The sequence below is a fragment of the Streptomyces sp. NWU339 genome (assembly GCF_003143855.1).
Lineage (GTDB): Bacteria > Actinomycetota > Actinomycetes > Streptomycetales > Streptomycetaceae > Streptomyces.
Window position 1 is genome coordinate 15,357 of record NZ_QFRK01000029.1, and the last position, 13,525, is coordinate 28,881.

The following is a 13,525-nucleotide window of genomic DNA, read 5'->3' on the forward strand; positions in this document are numbered from 1 at the left end:
TCAATAGGTCGTCCCGAAGTTTCGGGGGGTCAAGTGAGTGAACGGGAACCACAGGCTCATGTGACGCTGGACGCCGTCGCCCGCAGAGCGGGTGTGTCCCTCGCAACGGCGTCACGAGCCCTGAACGGCACCACCAGGGTCCGTGAGGACCTGCGCAGCCGGGTACGCGCGGCCGCCGACCAACTGGGCTACATCCCCAACGCCCATGCCCAGGCACTCGCCAGCGCGTCGAACAACACCGTGGGCCTGATCTGCCACGACGTGGGCGACCCCTACTTCGCCGCGATCGCCGCCGGCGTGATGCGCGCAGCCGCGGAGAAGGATCTGCTGGTGATGCTGGCCAGCACCTTCCGCGAACCGGCCCGCGAGATCGCATACGTGTCCACACTGCGCGCTCAGCGGGCCCGCGCCATCCTGCTGATCGGCTCCGGCTTCCAGGACCGGACCTGGGAGCGGGCGCTCGCTGCGGAACTCGAGCCGTACGTGCGCGCGGGCGGACGCGTCGCGGTCGTCAGCCGGCACCGCAGCCTGCGGGTCGACGCCGTGCTGCCGGAGAACCGGGGCGGCGCCTCGGCCCTGGCCCGGGCGCTGCTCGACCTGGGGCACCGGGAGTTCGCGGTACTCACCGGACCGCCCTCGCTGACCACGGTCTCCGACCGGCTCGCCGGCTTCCGGGACGAACTGGCGCGGGCCGGTGTCACCCTAGCGCCCGATCGGATCGTGCGCGGACCCTTCACCCGCGAAGGCGGGTACACGGCGGCACGAGCGCTGCTCGCCCGCGGCGAACGGCCCACCTGCGTCTTCGCGGTGACCGACGTGATGGCCATGGGCGCGCTCGCCGCCTTCCGGGAACGGGGCGTACGTGTGCCGGAGGACATCTCGCTGGCCGGCTTCGACGACATCCCCCTCGTGAGGGAACTCTCACCGCCGCTCACGACGGTCGCCCTCCCGCTCACCGCCATGGGGCAGGAGGTGATGGCACTCGCCCTGCGCGAGCCGCGCGGGCCCCGGTCACGGGTGCTGAGGATGGGCGGTGAGGTCGTCCTGCGCGCCAGCGTCGCTCCCCCACCGCCACGGTCGGCCAGGGCCGACGGGGGCGCGCACTGACACTGCGGGTGCCGAATCATCATCCGGCCCGCTCAGCGGCATGATCAGTGAGGAAGTTCCATCGTGATTCGTGCAGGTCACCGGCCCTGACGTGACGAGTCGTTGGAGTGCTCGCGCAGCACATCGGCCGACAGCGTCAAGGGTGGCTGCGCGCCACGCACAAGAAGATCGCCGACAAGCTGGGCGTGGAGCGGTCGAACGTGTCCCGGGGGCGCTGTCACGTTGTTGGGTGTGTGAGTGTCTGATGGTGTTGTCGGGGCGTGGTGGGCTTGCGTTTCGGGCCTGGGGTCAGGCCGTGGTGGACCGGCCGGCAGCGCCGGTGATCTGGTCCCAGACGACGAAGCGGACGGTCATCTCAGCGCGGTAGTGGGCGGCGGTCATCAAGTGGCGGTAAGGCCGGAAGTGGGGTGAGATGCCGCTGAACGCGGACAGGAACTGCTGGGCCCCACCCACGCTGCGGAAGCCCTTCATCGCGCGCTCGCGCTGCCGGGTGGGCTGGTGACTGTTCTCCGCCCGGTTGTTCAGGCCCTTATGCGAACGGTGCTCGACGGAGGGCATCACTTCGCGGTGGGCGGCGCCGTAGGAGCGCAGCTTGTCGGTGACGACCACCCGGGGCACCGCGCGCGTCTTCTTCATCAGGTGGCGGAAGAAGCGCCTGGCCGCGGCGGTGTCCCGGCGGCTCTGCACGAGGATGTCCAGGACGGTGCCGTCGGCGTCCACGGCCCGCCACAGGTACTTCAGCTCTCCGTTGATCCTGACGAACACCTCGTCCAGGTGCCATTTGTCGCCCGGCCTCGCATGTCGGCGTCGCAGGCCGTTGGCGTAGACCTGCCCGAACTTGGCGCACCAGCGGCGGACCGTCTCATGGGAGACGAGCACACCGCGCCCGGGCATCAGCTCCCCGGCCTCGCGGAACGACAGCGGGAAGCGGAAGTACAGCCACACGCAGTGCGCGATCACCTCGGCCGGGTACCGATGCCCCTGGTACGACGGCGGCGCGCTCTCCACGGACAACCCCTCCCAGCATGACCAACCAGAAGATCATTCCACCCGGTTGGTCAACGTGACAGTGCCCCGCACTGGCCAACGCGGACCTCGCCGGGATCAAGGCACTCCTGGATCAAGGACAGGAGGAGGGCTGGTGGCACTACGAGGTCGGCTGCGGCACCGACGATTGGTGGAACGCCTGACTCCTAAGGGCGCCGAAGTCTTCGCGATCAGCCTTCGATGGCACGCACTCAGCCTTCGCTGTCACGGGACACCTGGCTAGGACCGCTCTCGCCACCATCGAACGCATTCAGTACGCTATTCGTACGGGAAACGTACGCGATTCGTACGTTTCATGGGGTAGGGTGTTGGTTAGCAGGAGGTGTTCCATGTCCGAGTTGTTCGACGCGGTCGACGCACTGCTCGCGTCCCGCGCCACGCTGCCGCCACCGGTGGAGCGCAAGCGGCTGCGTGCCGCGCACGGCCTGACGATCGACGAAGTGGCCACCGCGCTGAAGGTGCGCCGGGCCACGGTGTCCGGCTGGGAGTCCGGCAAGACCGAGCCCCGCCCGCCGGAGCGCGACGCCTACGCCCGGCTGCTGGACAAGCTCGCGGAGCTCTACCCCGCCGACCCGCCCGCGCCCGCCCAGGACGCTGCGGTGCCGGCCGCGTTCACCGCCGCGCCCGCCCCGGCTGCAGAGGCGCAGCCTCTGTCCCCAGGGCCGGCATCCGACGCTGCGGACACGACCGCACACGAAAACACCCAGACCAGCCCCGCCCCCGTCGCCGCCGCTCCGACGGCCGCGCCGCGTCCGGCGCGCACCGCCAGGACGTCGTCGACGTCGCGCCGTCCGGGCGCGAAGCAGGCGGCCCCGGCCGGCACCCTGGCGAGCAAGACGGACCCGCGGTTCGAGAACGGGCCGCTGGCGGTCGTCGACGTCGAGGACGGGCAGGTGCTGGCGTACTGCACCGGCGGCCTGGTCCTGGACGTGCCCGCCAAGTCCCTCCCGGCCCTGGTCGACTGGACGCTGCGCGAGGCGAAGCTCGGTCAGCCCAAGCTGTCCGGCCCGGGCAAGGACGCCGACCCGCTGCTCGTGCTCACCGAGGCCGCCCTGGAGCGCTACGGCCTGCCGACGACGCTCACGGAGGAGGAGCGGCTCGCCGGGCGCCTGCCGGAGGGCCACAAGGTCATCAAGCAGCTGGCGCGTGCGGAGTGGAAGCTGACCAAGCGCGGCTTCGGGCCGTGGGCGCGGATCTACCGCCCCGCGCAGGGCTCGGAGCGGGCCTGCGTGCAGCTGTGCATCCCGTCCTGGCAGGCGCTCGACTCCCGCCACTGGGGCGGGGCCGGGCAGCTCCCGCCGGCGGACCTCGCCCGCGTGCTGGGCGTGTACGCGTCCCGGGTGATGACGCCGCGCGGTTCGACCGCCGTCACCGGCCTGGAGCTGATGACCGCGCTGCACCCGCCGACCCGGGCCTCCGCACCGGACGCCGACGGCCAGCGGCACTCCGAGCACAACCCCGGCTCGCTGGGCAAGGACCCGGTCGACCCGGCGCCGTGCGAGGCCCCCGACGGGCACCCGCTACTCAAGAACCTGCCCCGCTTCCCCGTCCGCGGCCCGGCGGAGAAGCTGTGCGAGGAGGCGTACGACTGGGCGCGGCCGATGACCGATGCCGAGTGCACCCTGCGGCACCTGGTCGGCATCGACGTGAACATGGCCTTCGCCGCCGGCGCCAACGGCCTGGTCGTCGGCCTCGGTGCGCCCACGCAGGTCAAGGCGCCGGTGTTCGACCCGAAGCTGCCCGGCTCGTGGCTGGTGGACCTGTCCCACGTCGACCTGTCGAAGGTGAAGGTCGGCAAGGGCAAGTGGGCGGAGCTGGACGCCTGTCTGCTGCCCAGCCCGTTCACGCCGACGGGCGCGCGCCCCGAGGGCCCGGCCTGGTACGCGACCCCCACCGTCGCCTACGCGGTGGAGCTGGGCTACGAGGTGCGCCCGCTCGAGGCCTGGGTGCGCTACGAGAACGGCCGCTACCTGGACGGCTGGTACCAGCGGCTGCGCGACGCCTACCTCGCCACCATGGCCGACCTCGGCGTGCATGCGGACCTGGAGCCGGCCGACTTCCTGGCGGCCATGGACGGCTACAGGGAGCGCGACCCCCAGTTGGCGCTCGTCGTCTCGGCGATCAAGGCGACGGTCAAGGGCGGCCTGGGCAAGCTGCGCGAACGCCCGCGCGGGGAGGGCTGGCGGCCCGGCGAGCCGTGGCGCGCGCTGTCCCGCCCGACGTGGCGGCCGGACATCCGCGCGGCGGTCATCTCCCGCACGCGCATCAACCTGCACCGCAAGATCGTCAAGCATGCGGCGTTCACCGGCGACTACCCGGTCGCGATCCTGTCCGACTGCGTCGTCTACGCGGCCGACGGCACCAGCCCGCTGGACTTCCTGCCCTACCGCGACGGCAAGCCGCTGCCCGGCGGCTTCAAGCTCGGCCTCAACCCGGGCCTGGTCAAGCACGAGGGCACCCAGACCGTCCTGTGGGGCGAGGAGGTCCGCGAGCGGTTCAACGCCCCGGAGCTCAACCTCGCCCGGTACATCAAGGACGGCACCGTCACCGGCCAGGACAACGGGGAGTAGCAGGCGATGAGCATGTTCGGGGACGGCCTGGACGCCGCGGTACAGAAAACCTTCACCCGCCCGGCGCCCAAGAGCGCGCCCGCGCAGATGCGGTACCTGGTCAAGCAGCTCAAGGGCACCAGGGCGGTCGCCCAGATGCTGCGGATCTCCCAGCGCACCGTCGAGCGGTACGTGAAGGGCCAGATCAAAAAGCCCCGCCCGGACCTCGCCGCCCGGATGGAGCGCGAGGTCAAGAAGCGCTGGCAGCCGCAGATCCGGGCGAAGGCCCGGCAGAAGGCGGCGACCACCGGCGGCATCGTCATCGACACCCGCGCCCGGCTCGGTTACACCGCGCCGATCGGGTCGACGGACCAGGACCGCATCCGGCACCTGACCGTCGCCCTGCCGCCGCAGTACGCGGCCCGCCTCTTCGACGCCCGGCAGGCCGGCGCCGGCGACCAGCAGCTGCAGCAGATCGCTGCCGAAGCGCTCAAGGAAGTGTACTTCCAGGACGGCGGCCGCCGCGCCGGCCAGCTGGAGGAGGTCCGGTTCACGGACATCGAGCACCTGGAGTTCGACCTGTAGCAAGCGACCGAGTCATACCGGCCTAAGCGGGGTGTGGTCGGGTGCTTCAGTTGGCCACTGAGTGCTCCCCTTGGCCAATTCGGTGCTCAGCTCAGCGTCGTTCGTGTGACTTTTCGAGAAAGGTGACGTCGAGTCGCGCTGACTGACACCGACCCCACGCGCCGCCGGTCGGCGTGCTGTTACCGGAGGGTGTACTCGCACATGTGCTTGCCGTCGACGCCGCCCGGCTCCTCGGCGACCTTCTTTCCGTCGACGGTGATCGAGCAAGGAGCCGCGGCGAGCTGGCCGTTGGACAGCTTCACCGGCCCCGGCACGACGGACACGGTGATCCCGACCTTGCGTTCGGTGCTGTTCAAGGTGAGGTTGTCCGACTTCTCCCACGGCAGCGTGACCTGCTCGGAGCGGTTCGTGTCGAGGTTGTAGTAGACGCTGGACTTGCCCTCGCCGCCGACCTCGAAGGTGACCTCGTACGTCTTGTCATGGCCCTCGGAGGCCGGCTTGGATGACGACGTGGCCGTGCCCTTGTCGGCGCGCTCCTTCTTGGCGTCGCCGCCGCTGCCGCACGCGGTCATCAGCCCGGCCGTCGCGATGAGCACCGTGATGGTCATTGCCCTGCGCATGTGTGTGCTCCCCCGTGGTGCGGATGTGACCCGGTGTGTGGAATGAGTCGTACGGAGCATCGTAGGGGTGTGGTTCCTGACGTCGGTGGGTGGGCTGGTGGCCGGGCCCGGAGCGGGGGCTCGTGAGGGTGCCGGTGGGCCAGTGCGATGTGTCGGGTTCGGGTCAGTGGAGTGGTCGGCAGCCGTCGTCGGTCGCTGCCGGCCGTCTTCCCGCTGGTCGCCGTGGAGGCGCGGGGACCAGCGGTCCGCCGCCGACATGGGCATCGGATTTCCCTGTCCTGAGGCGATGGGTCCCCGGGTGGTCCGCCGGCATGCAGCCGAGGGAGCGCAGCCGGTGAGCCGGCGCGGGGCCGGCCGCCACGGCACCCCCCGGGAGCCGGTCCCGCAGCTGAACCGTGGGCCCGGGCCGGATCCGCGGTCCTCAAGTCGCCGGTGCCCCTTGCCCGTCTCGGAAGCAGGGACGACGCTCACGTGTCACGATCGCCTCATGGAACCTACCGAAGCAGGCACCGGGCTTCCTCGTGGCATGGGAGCGCCGGCGACTCGCGCTCTCGCAGCCGCGGGATACACCGATCTCAGCCGGCTCGCCGATGTGTCCGAGGAGGAACTCAAGGCCCTGCACGGCGTGGGCCCGAAGGCTGTGCGTGTGCTTCGCGAGGCCCTGGCGGAGCGTGGCCTCAGCCTGAGCTGACGGAAGCGCCCTCTGACGTGCCGCGTTCCTGCACGTCGGACCGCTGCACGGTGAGCGCTTCAGTCGGCGAGCACGTCAGGTGCAGCGCTCGGTGTCACAGCCGTGCTGCAGGTGTTCACCCCCCCTCCCCACGTCGGCCGGCACCCAGATGCGGTACCTGGTCAGACACCTCAAGGGCACCCGCGCGGTGGCCGACCTGCTCGGCGTCTCGCAGCGCACCGTGGAGCGATACGTCAAAGACCAGATCCGTCGGCCCCGCCCGGACCTCGCCCGACGCCTTCAGGACGCCGTCCGTGCCCGCCGGCAGCCCCGTATTCGCGAGCGCGCCCGCCGCCGGGCGGCCACCAGCACCGGCCTGGTCGTCGATACCCGGGCCCGGTTCGGCTTCACCGCCGCGCCCGGCACTACCGACGACGCCCGCATCCGTCACCTCACCCTGGCCCTGCCCCCGCAGCACGCGGCCCGCCTCTTCGACGCCCAGGACGCCGGCGCCGGCGAACAGCAGCTACTCGACCTCGCCGCAGAGGCCCTGGGCGAGGTCTACTTCCGCGACGGCGGCCGCCGCGCCACCGGCCTGGAGGTGGAGTTCACCGACGTCGTGCACCTGGAATTCAATTTGTAGGCGGTCCCGTTGCAGTGGCTTCGTTAGCTCAGGTGTGACTGAGCGCTTCGGTTGGCGAGTGAGTACTTCAGCTGGCGGGCTGGACCTTCGGCATCGATTGCGACTGCGAGTCAGTCGGCGTACTCGGTCAGGGCTGCACCGAGAAGGGTGCAGCACCGCGAGGCGCCAGGGTTCGCCACGAGCCGGATCGCAACCGGCGACCGGGGTTCACGGGGATCGGAATCCTCCACGCGTGGCACTGTGACGCGGATCACGTAAGGCGTAGAACCTGTGCGCATCATCGGGCGTCTGGCTGGTGTGAGATCACGTGTGAGAGCACTGGACGAGCTGGACGAGGAGCGCCTCGTCCGGCTGGTGGCCAGAGGTGACCGCGGGGCGTTCGACGAGTTGTACCGGCGCACGTCGCCGTGGCTGGCTGTGCGGTTGCGCCGCCGCTGCGCGGACGAGCAGATCGTCGCCGAGGTCATGCAGGAGACCTATCTGGCGGTGTGGCGCGCGGCCGGTGCGTTCGCCGGGAGTGCGGTCGGCGGGACGGCCGTCGGATGGTTGTGGACGATCGCGGCGCGCCGCCTCGTCGACGCGTTCCGGCGCCGTGCCCACCATGCCAAGCCGCCGGTTGCCGCCGCCGAGCGGGCGGTGGTGCCCGCGGCGGAGGACGAGGCACTGGCCGGGACCGTCGACGGGGACGTCGGTGACGCTCTTCGGCGACTGGCGCCGGAACTTCGAGAGGTCCTGCAGGCCATGGTGCTGGACGGGTTCTCCGTGCGGGAGACCGCCGTCCTGCTCAGACTGCCCGAAGGCACGGTCAAGACCCGCGCCCGCCGGGCCCGGATCGCGATGCGGGAGGCGCTGGCATGAGCGGGGAACACGCGTCGATGCGGCTGCTCGACGACTACGCACGTGGTGATACGGAGATGGCCGTGGACGCGGTGTGGGCGTTGGAGGCCCATCTGGAGACGTGCGCGATGTGCCGGAGTCGTCTGGCGGCCTCCGTGGCCACCGAGGTGCCAGGCATCGCCACGCTCCTCGACACCGTCCGGGCCGGTCTGGAACCGCAGTTGGACGCGGCCGTCAGGGCACCCTCGCGGCGACACCGCCCGAGATGGCTGTCGGCCTGGCTGACGCCGGCCATGGCCCCGTGGCTGGCCATGACCGTCGTGGTTACCCTGATGGCGCTGCTGCTGGACTCGCTCGCGCCGCCTGCGTTCTTCGGCGACATCTCTCCCGTGTCGGCGATCGCACCCGTGCTGCCGCTGTGTGGTGTCGCCGCATCGTGGTCGCGCGGCCTGGACCCGGCGCACGAAATGACGGCCTCGACCGCCCGAGCCGGCCTGCCCCTGCTCCTCAGGCGCACCACGGCGGTTCTCGTGGTGGTCCTGCCCGGGCTCCTGGTGGGGGGCTGGCTGACCGGAACCATGACGGCCGCGCAGTGGCTGCTGCCCTCCCTGGCCTTCACCTCCACCGCCCTGGCGCTGGGCAGCGTGGTCGGCGTGACTCGCGCCGCCACCGGGCTGGCGGTCGCGTGGGGCGTCGTCGTCGTTGCACCCACGTGGATCACCGGCCACGTCCCCCTTGCCCTGCGAGTTGTTTTCCAGCCCGACCAACTGCCCGTGTGGGGGCTGCTCCTCGCGCTCGGCATTGGCGCCGTGATCACCCGCAGAAACGCGTACTCAACGCTGTGAAACCATCGTCGACCTTCGAAAGGGACCCCCGCACGATGCCCACCACAAACGCGGCCGACATCGCGCCGAAAACCTATGCCTGGGAGATCCGGGCCAGCGGCCTGAGGGTACGCGTCGGACGCAAGAAGATGGCCGTTGACGGACTCGACCTCTGCCTGGGCATCGGCACCCACGGCCTCCTGGGACCCAACGGAGCAGGAAAGACCACCCTGATCCGGACGCTGGCCACCGTGCTGCGCCCCACCGAGGGCGAACTGGAGATGCTCGGCACCTGCGTGGGCCCGATGGCTGACCACCGGGCCCTGCGCCGCCGGATCGGCTACCTGCCGCAGGCTTTCGGCTACTACAAGCGCTTCACGGTGCGTGAGTTCGTTGAGTACATGGCCTGGTTGAAGGAGGTTCCGAAGGCAGCCGTCCCCGCAGCCGTCCAGCGGGCCGTGGAACGGGTGGGCCTGGCGGACCGCGCCGACCATCGGATGAAGACCCTGTCCGGCGGCATGGTGCGGCGGGCCGGCATCGCTCAGGCCATCGTCAACGATCCCGCGGTGCTGCTGCTGGACGAGCCGACAGTCGGCCTGGACCCGGCGCAGCGGTTGCGCTTCCGCGAGCTGTTGCAGGAACTGGGCCGCGACACGTGTGTGGTCGTCTCCACCCATCTGGTCGAGGACGTCGCGGCCGCCTGCTCCGACGTGGTGCTCTTCGCCGACGGCCGCCTCGTCTTCCAGGGCACGCCGGACGACCTGGCCGCGGCGGGCGGCCCCGAATACCCGGGCGGCAGCCCCCTGGAGCGCGGCTACTCAGCACTGCTCCAGGACTCCGAGCAGCCGGGAGGCACCTGGTGAACGCGCGAGTCCTGCGCATCGAGCTGAAGCGCTCCATCGCCCCGTGGCCCGGCATCGTCGTCCTGGCGGGCAGCCTGGCGGTCCTCCTGCTGATCGACGGGATCTGGTGGCAGGGTGACGCGGGATGGACGGCCCAGTGGACCTCCATGGCCCTGTGGACCCGGTACCTGCTGAGCTTCTGGTGGCCGCTCGTGGTGGGCCTGGGCGCGGTGTACGGGCTACGCGACTCCCGCTCGCGGATGGCCGAACTGCTGACGACCACGCCGCTGCCGGCCTGGCGCCGTGCGGCGCTGCCGGCCAGCGCAACGGCACTCGTGCTGACGTCCGGCTTCGGCCTCCTGGTCCTCGTGGGCGGAGTCCAGGTGGCCCTCGGCGCCACCGCCTACACGAGTCTCGGCTGGCTACCGATCTCGCTGGTGGCGGCGCTGTCCCTCGTCGCAGGGGCCGTGTTCGGCATGGGCCTCGCGCGGGCCGTGCCCTCCGCACTCACCCCGCCGGCCCTGACGGTGTTCCTCTTGCTGACGGCCCTCTCCCTGCGGCAGAGCAATGACGAGGCACTGCCGTCGAGCATCGCGCCGAACCGGCTCGCCCTACTGTTCCCGGCGACTGCGGAGCCGCGGGAGATGCTGCTGACCCTGTCCGGCTCCGTCCACCTCGGCCAGACACTCTGGCTGCTCGGCCTGCTCGCCACCGGTTTCGCACTGCTGTCGGCCGCGACCCTCCGAGCCCGACTGCTCGCGGTGGCCCCCGTCCTGGCCGGCGCGGCCCTGGCCCTGCTGATCCTCCCGGCCACTCCGCGCGACACCTACGTCATCGACAAGGCCGCCGCCACCCTGGTCTGCGACGGACCGGTGTGCGTGACGCAGGCAAACCGCTCACACCTGCCCGAACTCGCGCCGCGCGGCAAGGACGCGCTGCGCGTGCTGCACGACGCCCTGGGCAACAAGGCGCCGAACTCGGTGCGGGAGGACACCCAGCTGCGCGCGCTCGGCGACGAACGCCGACTCTCCGGCGACGCGGTGCTGGTCGACTTCGACGACCCGCTGATCGCCCATGCGACGGGGGCGGAACTGACCCGCCTCCTGGTCGCCCAGGGCCTGGCACCGAACTGCGCACCGCGCACCCCTTGGGAGGGCGGGGGGCAGGTCGACATTCCCGTACAGAGCATCGCCGCGAGCTGGGCACTGGGCGATCACCAGTTCAAACCGCTGCAGAAGCCGGACCCCTACGCGTACTCGCAGCGTGAATGGGCGGACGCCGACGTCGCCTGGCAACGGCTGATGGCGCTGTCACCGGCCGAGCAGCGCTCGCGGATCGCCGAGGTGCACGCCGCCGCCCTCTCCTGCACGGTCCACGACGAGCTTTCGGTGTTGGCGGGGAAGGCGTCGCAATGAGGTGGCTGATCCTGTACGCCCGTTCACGACAGGTGCCCACCTCGGCCGCAGCGGTCGCGCTCGTCGCGCTGGCGGCATGGGCCTTCAACCAGGACGGCGCCGGCCCGGTGAACCCGGGGATCGCGGTCCTGATCCTCACCGCGAACGTGGCGGCCGCTTCCGTCGGGCTCGGTGGGCGGGACGCCGCGCTGGATCGGACGGCCGCGATCCGGTGGATGCCCCGGCGGGCAGCGCACGTGCTGCTGGCCGGCGCGGTCGCCGGGGCGGCGCTGCTGGCGGTCCAGGCAGCTGGAGCCAAGCTCGCCCCGGCCGCGCTCGTCGTCCGCGACAGCGCTGGCTTGGTCGGCCTGGCCGCGCTCGGGGCGGTGCTCTGCGGGGCCCAGTTCGCATGGACCCTACCGGTCGGCTGGCTCGCGTTCACCCTCCTCGTCCCGGCTCCGCCCGGCATCGCGGGAGAGGTGAGCAACTGGATGATCATTTCCCCCGCTACGACGGCCTCCGCCGCGACCGCGTGGGCCCTGCTGGCGACCGGCACCGTGCTGTACGCCGCAGCAGGACCGAGACGGTAACGGACGCGCCCCGCGCTGAGCGCTTCAGTTGGCGAAACTCGCCAACTGAAGCGCTCAGTCACATCAGGGTGAGCCGGGGTCGGCCTGGCCCTCGCTGTGACTGCCGGAGGTGGTCTGCCGCCGTTGCGGTCATCCGGGTGTGGTGGGGCCGGCTCCGAGGATGCGGCGTCCGGCGGTGGTGAGGCGCGGCTTCGACTCGGCGGCCGGGACGGACGACAGGCGTTCGGCGGCTGCGATCTCTCGGTTTCGGGACAGTGGGGTGAGTGACAGTGGGGTCTGGGTGTGTTGTTGCTGGTGGGTGGCGGTTTAGGGGCGTGGGGCCACTGTCATGAGGGTGAGAGATCCGTGGGTATCGCTGTCGTGGGGGTGTTATCGCATGAGGGGTGACGCTGTCTCAGTTTCGTGAGTTCTGATCCACTGGCCAGCGAGTGATTGGTCTGCTCGGGGTGTGGATCAGGGAGAACAGAGACGGCCTGGACCGCGCCGTCCAGCAGGCGTTCACCCGCCCCATACCGAAGTCGGCCGGGGCGCAGATGCGTTACCTGGTCAAGCAGCTCAAGGGCACCCGCGCGGTGGCCGACGCCCTCGGCGTCTCGCAGCGCACCGTGGAACGTTACGTGAAGGACCAGATCCGCCGGCCCCGCCCGGACCTCGCCCGACGGCTGGAGGACGCGGTACGCGCCCGGTGGCAGCCCCGCGTCCGCGCCCAGGCCCGCAAGCAGGCGGCCACCACCGGCGGCATCGTCATCGACACCCGCGCCCGCTTCGGGTTCACCGCCGCGCCCGGCACCACCGACGACGCCCGGATCCGCCGACTCACCCTCGCCCTGCCACCGCACCACGCGGCCCGCCTGTTCGACGCCCAGGATCGCGGTGCCGGCGAACGGCAGCTGCGTGACCTGGCGGCCGAAGCGCTCGGCGAGGTCTACTTCCGCGACGGGGGCCGCCGCGCGACCGGCCTGGCGGTGCAGTTCACCGACGTCGAGTACCTGGAGTTCGATCTGTAGGGCCGGGCTGCGCCATCAGACCGTGGGTGGCTGCGCGGCTGTGCGTTCGGTTGTGGGTGGCTGTGGATGACCGCCGGGGCCGGTGCCCAGGGCGCGGCGACCGGTGGCCGGGCGTGCGGGCATCGGGTGGCCGGGGGCCGGGGCGGTGGGCAGGCGTTCGGCGGCGAGTTGGGCGCGTGGCGCGGGCGGCAGCTTTGCTTCGGTGGCGGTGCGGGTCGGTCCGGTGCCCAGTGGGCGGCGGTCGGTCATGCCGGATTCTCCCCGCCGCCGGAACTTCTTCTTCACCGCTTGGTCGGCTGCTCCGGCCCGGCCCCAGGTGCGCGTGCGTGCGAGGCGGTGAACTCCGGCGAGCACCAGGCGGTGGTCCGGGCGGCGGCGCTGCCCGGCCGGAGCAGGGTGCCGGGGCCTCGGCGGAACCGGGCCGGTACCGCCCGCAGGAGCCCCGTAACAGCGGTGGCAGGCACCGCTGGACGCTGACCAACCCGTTGCAGACGGCTGCGTGCCAACGACTTGGTACGCGGTAGCGCGGGGCCAGCCGTGGCATGACGGCGGCCGCGCGGGGTGAGTGGATTGTGACGGCCTTCTCGGCCCGCGCGGCCTTGTCCCATCCTGCCTTCTGCGGCCTTGATCGTGCACATCTCGGCGATTTGATCGAAGAGTTGGCCGGTCCGCGGACGGCCCGGTACGAGTCCGCGCTCCGGGAACGACGCGGCCGCGACCGTCAGCGGGCGGCTGGTGCCGGGCCCGATCACCAGCGGGTCTTCGTCGACCGGGTGCTGATTGATGGGCGGCATCCATTTTTCGCTGTGG

General features: G+C 71.3%; 14 protein-coding genes. 11 read left to right on the top strand and 3 right to left on the bottom strand.

Translation table 11 applies throughout. The features are described from left to right. Nucleotides 1-60 precede the first annotated feature (60 nt). On the top strand, nucleotides 61-1,107 hold the full coding sequence (locus tag DIZ27_RS28090; RefSeq protein WP_109381256.1) for a LacI family DNA-binding transcriptional regulator: 1,047 nt from the start codon (nucleotides 61-63) through the stop codon (nucleotides 1,105-1,107). A gap of 288 nt (nucleotides 1,108-1,395) precedes the next feature. Here DIZ27_RS28090 and DIZ27_RS28095 read toward each other — a convergent pair whose 3' ends face one another. After that, nucleotides 1,396-2,115: an IS6 family transposase gene (locus DIZ27_RS28095; RefSeq protein ID WP_109381257.1), complete on the bottom strand. Its 720-nt coding sequence runs from the start codon at nucleotides 2,113-2,115 to the stop codon at nucleotides 1,396-1,398. A gap of 368 nt (nucleotides 2,116-2,483) precedes the next feature. Here DIZ27_RS28095 and DIZ27_RS28105 point away from each other — a divergent pair, with 368 nt between their 5' ends. After that, nucleotides 2,484-4,724 carry a helix-turn-helix transcriptional regulator gene (locus DIZ27_RS28105; protein WP_109381258.1) on the top strand — a complete coding sequence of 747 codons (2,241 nt, stop codon included), beginning with the start codon at nucleotides 2,484-2,486 and terminating at the stop codon, nucleotides 4,722-4,724. Between the two features lie 6 nt (nucleotides 4,725-4,730). After that, on the top strand, nucleotides 4,731-5,288 hold the full coding sequence (locus DIZ27_RS28110) for a DNA-binding protein (protein ID WP_109381259.1): 558 nt from the start codon (nucleotides 4,731-4,733) through the stop codon (nucleotides 5,286-5,288). A 179-nt stretch (nucleotides 5,289-5,467) separates the two neighbouring features. On the opposite strand, the gene DIZ27_RS28115 is transcribed toward DIZ27_RS28110, so the two are convergent. Continuing rightward, the gene (locus DIZ27_RS28115) at nucleotides 5,468-5,908 is read right to left on the bottom strand and encodes a hypothetical protein (RefSeq protein WP_146228999.1); all 441 of its coding nucleotides are present in this window, start codon (nucleotides 5,906-5,908) and stop codon (nucleotides 5,468-5,470) included. Nucleotides 5,909-6,395: 487 nt separating this feature from the next. Between DIZ27_RS28115 and DIZ27_RS28120 the strand changes: the two genes are divergently transcribed. The 8 genes from DIZ27_RS28120 to DIZ27_RS28155 all read left to right on the top strand — a co-directional run bounded on the left by DIZ27_RS28120 (nucleotide 6,396) and on the right by DIZ27_RS28155 (nucleotide 12,715). Then, on the top strand, nucleotides 6,396-6,599 hold the full coding sequence (locus tag DIZ27_RS28120; RefSeq protein WP_109381261.1) for a helix-hairpin-helix domain-containing protein: 204 nt from the start codon (nucleotides 6,396-6,398) through the stop codon (nucleotides 6,597-6,599). 148 nt (nucleotides 6,600-6,747) lie between these two features. Further along, entirely contained in the window at nucleotides 6,748-7,221 is a 474-nt protein-coding gene (locus DIZ27_RS28125) for an XRE family transcriptional regulator (protein ID WP_375232011.1), read from the top strand. Nucleotides 7,222-7,530: 309 nt separating this feature from the next. Then, nucleotides 7,531-8,079: an RNA polymerase sigma factor gene (locus DIZ27_RS28130; RefSeq protein WP_181383720.1), complete on the top strand. Its 549-nt coding sequence runs from the start codon at nucleotides 7,531-7,533 to the stop codon at nucleotides 8,077-8,079. Continuing rightward, entirely contained in the window at nucleotides 8,076-8,903 is an 828-nt protein-coding gene (locus DIZ27_RS28135) for a zf-HC2 domain-containing protein (RefSeq protein ID WP_181383721.1), read from the top strand. The genes DIZ27_RS28130 and DIZ27_RS28135 overlap by 4 nt, the downstream gene beginning before the upstream one ends. A gap of 35 nt (nucleotides 8,904-8,938) precedes the next feature. Then, nucleotides 8,939-9,745, top strand: coding sequence for an ABC transporter ATP-binding protein (locus DIZ27_RS28140; protein ID WP_109381263.1), 807 nt, complete (start codon nucleotides 8,939-8,941; stop codon nucleotides 9,743-9,745). Beyond that, nucleotides 9,742-11,139, top strand: coding sequence for a hypothetical protein (locus DIZ27_RS28145; protein WP_109381264.1), 1,398 nt, complete (start codon nucleotides 9,742-9,744; stop codon nucleotides 11,137-11,139). The genes DIZ27_RS28140 and DIZ27_RS28145 overlap by 4 nt, the downstream gene beginning before the upstream one ends. Beyond that, nucleotides 11,136-11,708 carry a hypothetical protein gene (locus DIZ27_RS28150; protein ID WP_109381265.1) on the top strand — a complete coding sequence of 191 codons (573 nt, stop codon included), beginning with the start codon at nucleotides 11,136-11,138 and terminating at the stop codon, nucleotides 11,706-11,708. Before DIZ27_RS28145 ends, DIZ27_RS28150 begins: the two co-directional genes overlap by 4 nt. Before the next feature lie 437 nt (nucleotides 11,709-12,145). Further along, nucleotides 12,146-12,715, top strand: coding sequence for a helix-turn-helix domain-containing protein (locus DIZ27_RS28155; RefSeq protein WP_258308580.1), 570 nt, complete (start codon nucleotides 12,146-12,148; stop codon nucleotides 12,713-12,715). Between the two features lie 15 nt (nucleotides 12,716-12,730). On the opposite strand, the gene DIZ27_RS28160 is transcribed toward DIZ27_RS28155, so the two are convergent. Further along, nucleotides 12,731-12,964, bottom strand: coding sequence for a hypothetical protein (locus DIZ27_RS28160; protein WP_146229000.1), 234 nt, complete (start codon nucleotides 12,962-12,964; stop codon nucleotides 12,731-12,733). Between the last annotated feature and the right edge of the window lie 561 nt (nucleotides 12,965-13,525).

Excerpts from the sequence above, each read along its gene's own strand:
- DIZ27_RS28105 (WP_109381258.1), top strand. The coding sequence starts at position 2,484 with ATGTCCGAGTTGTTCGACGCGGTCGACGCACTGCTCGCGTCCCGCGCC.
- DIZ27_RS28110 (WP_109381259.1), top strand. The coding sequence starts at position 4,731 with ATGAGCATGTTCGGGGACGGCCTGGACGCCGCGGTACAGAAAACCTTC.
- DIZ27_RS28115 (WP_146228999.1), bottom strand. The coding sequence starts at position 5,908 with ATGCGCAGGGCAATGACCATCACGGTGCTCATCGCGACGGCCGGGCTG.
- DIZ27_RS28120 (WP_109381261.1), top strand. The coding sequence starts at position 6,396 with ATGGAACCTACCGAAGCAGGCACCGGGCTTCCTCGTGGCATGGGAGCG.
- DIZ27_RS28125 (WP_375232011.1), top strand. The coding sequence starts at position 6,748 with ATGCGGTACCTGGTCAGACACCTCAAGGGCACCCGCGCGGTGGCCGAC.
- DIZ27_RS28135 (WP_181383721.1), top strand. The coding sequence starts at position 8,076 with ATGAGCGGGGAACACGCGTCGATGCGGCTGCTCGACGACTACGCACGT.
- DIZ27_RS28140 (WP_109381263.1), top strand. The coding sequence starts at position 8,939 with ATGCCCACCACAAACGCGGCCGACATCGCGCCGAAAACCTATGCCTGG.
- DIZ27_RS28150 (WP_109381265.1), top strand. The coding sequence starts at position 11,136 with ATGAGGTGGCTGATCCTGTACGCCCGTTCACGACAGGTGCCCACCTCG.
- DIZ27_RS28160 (WP_146229000.1), bottom strand. The coding sequence starts at position 12,964 with ATGACCGACCGCCGCCCACTGGGCACCGGACCGACCCGCACCGCCACC.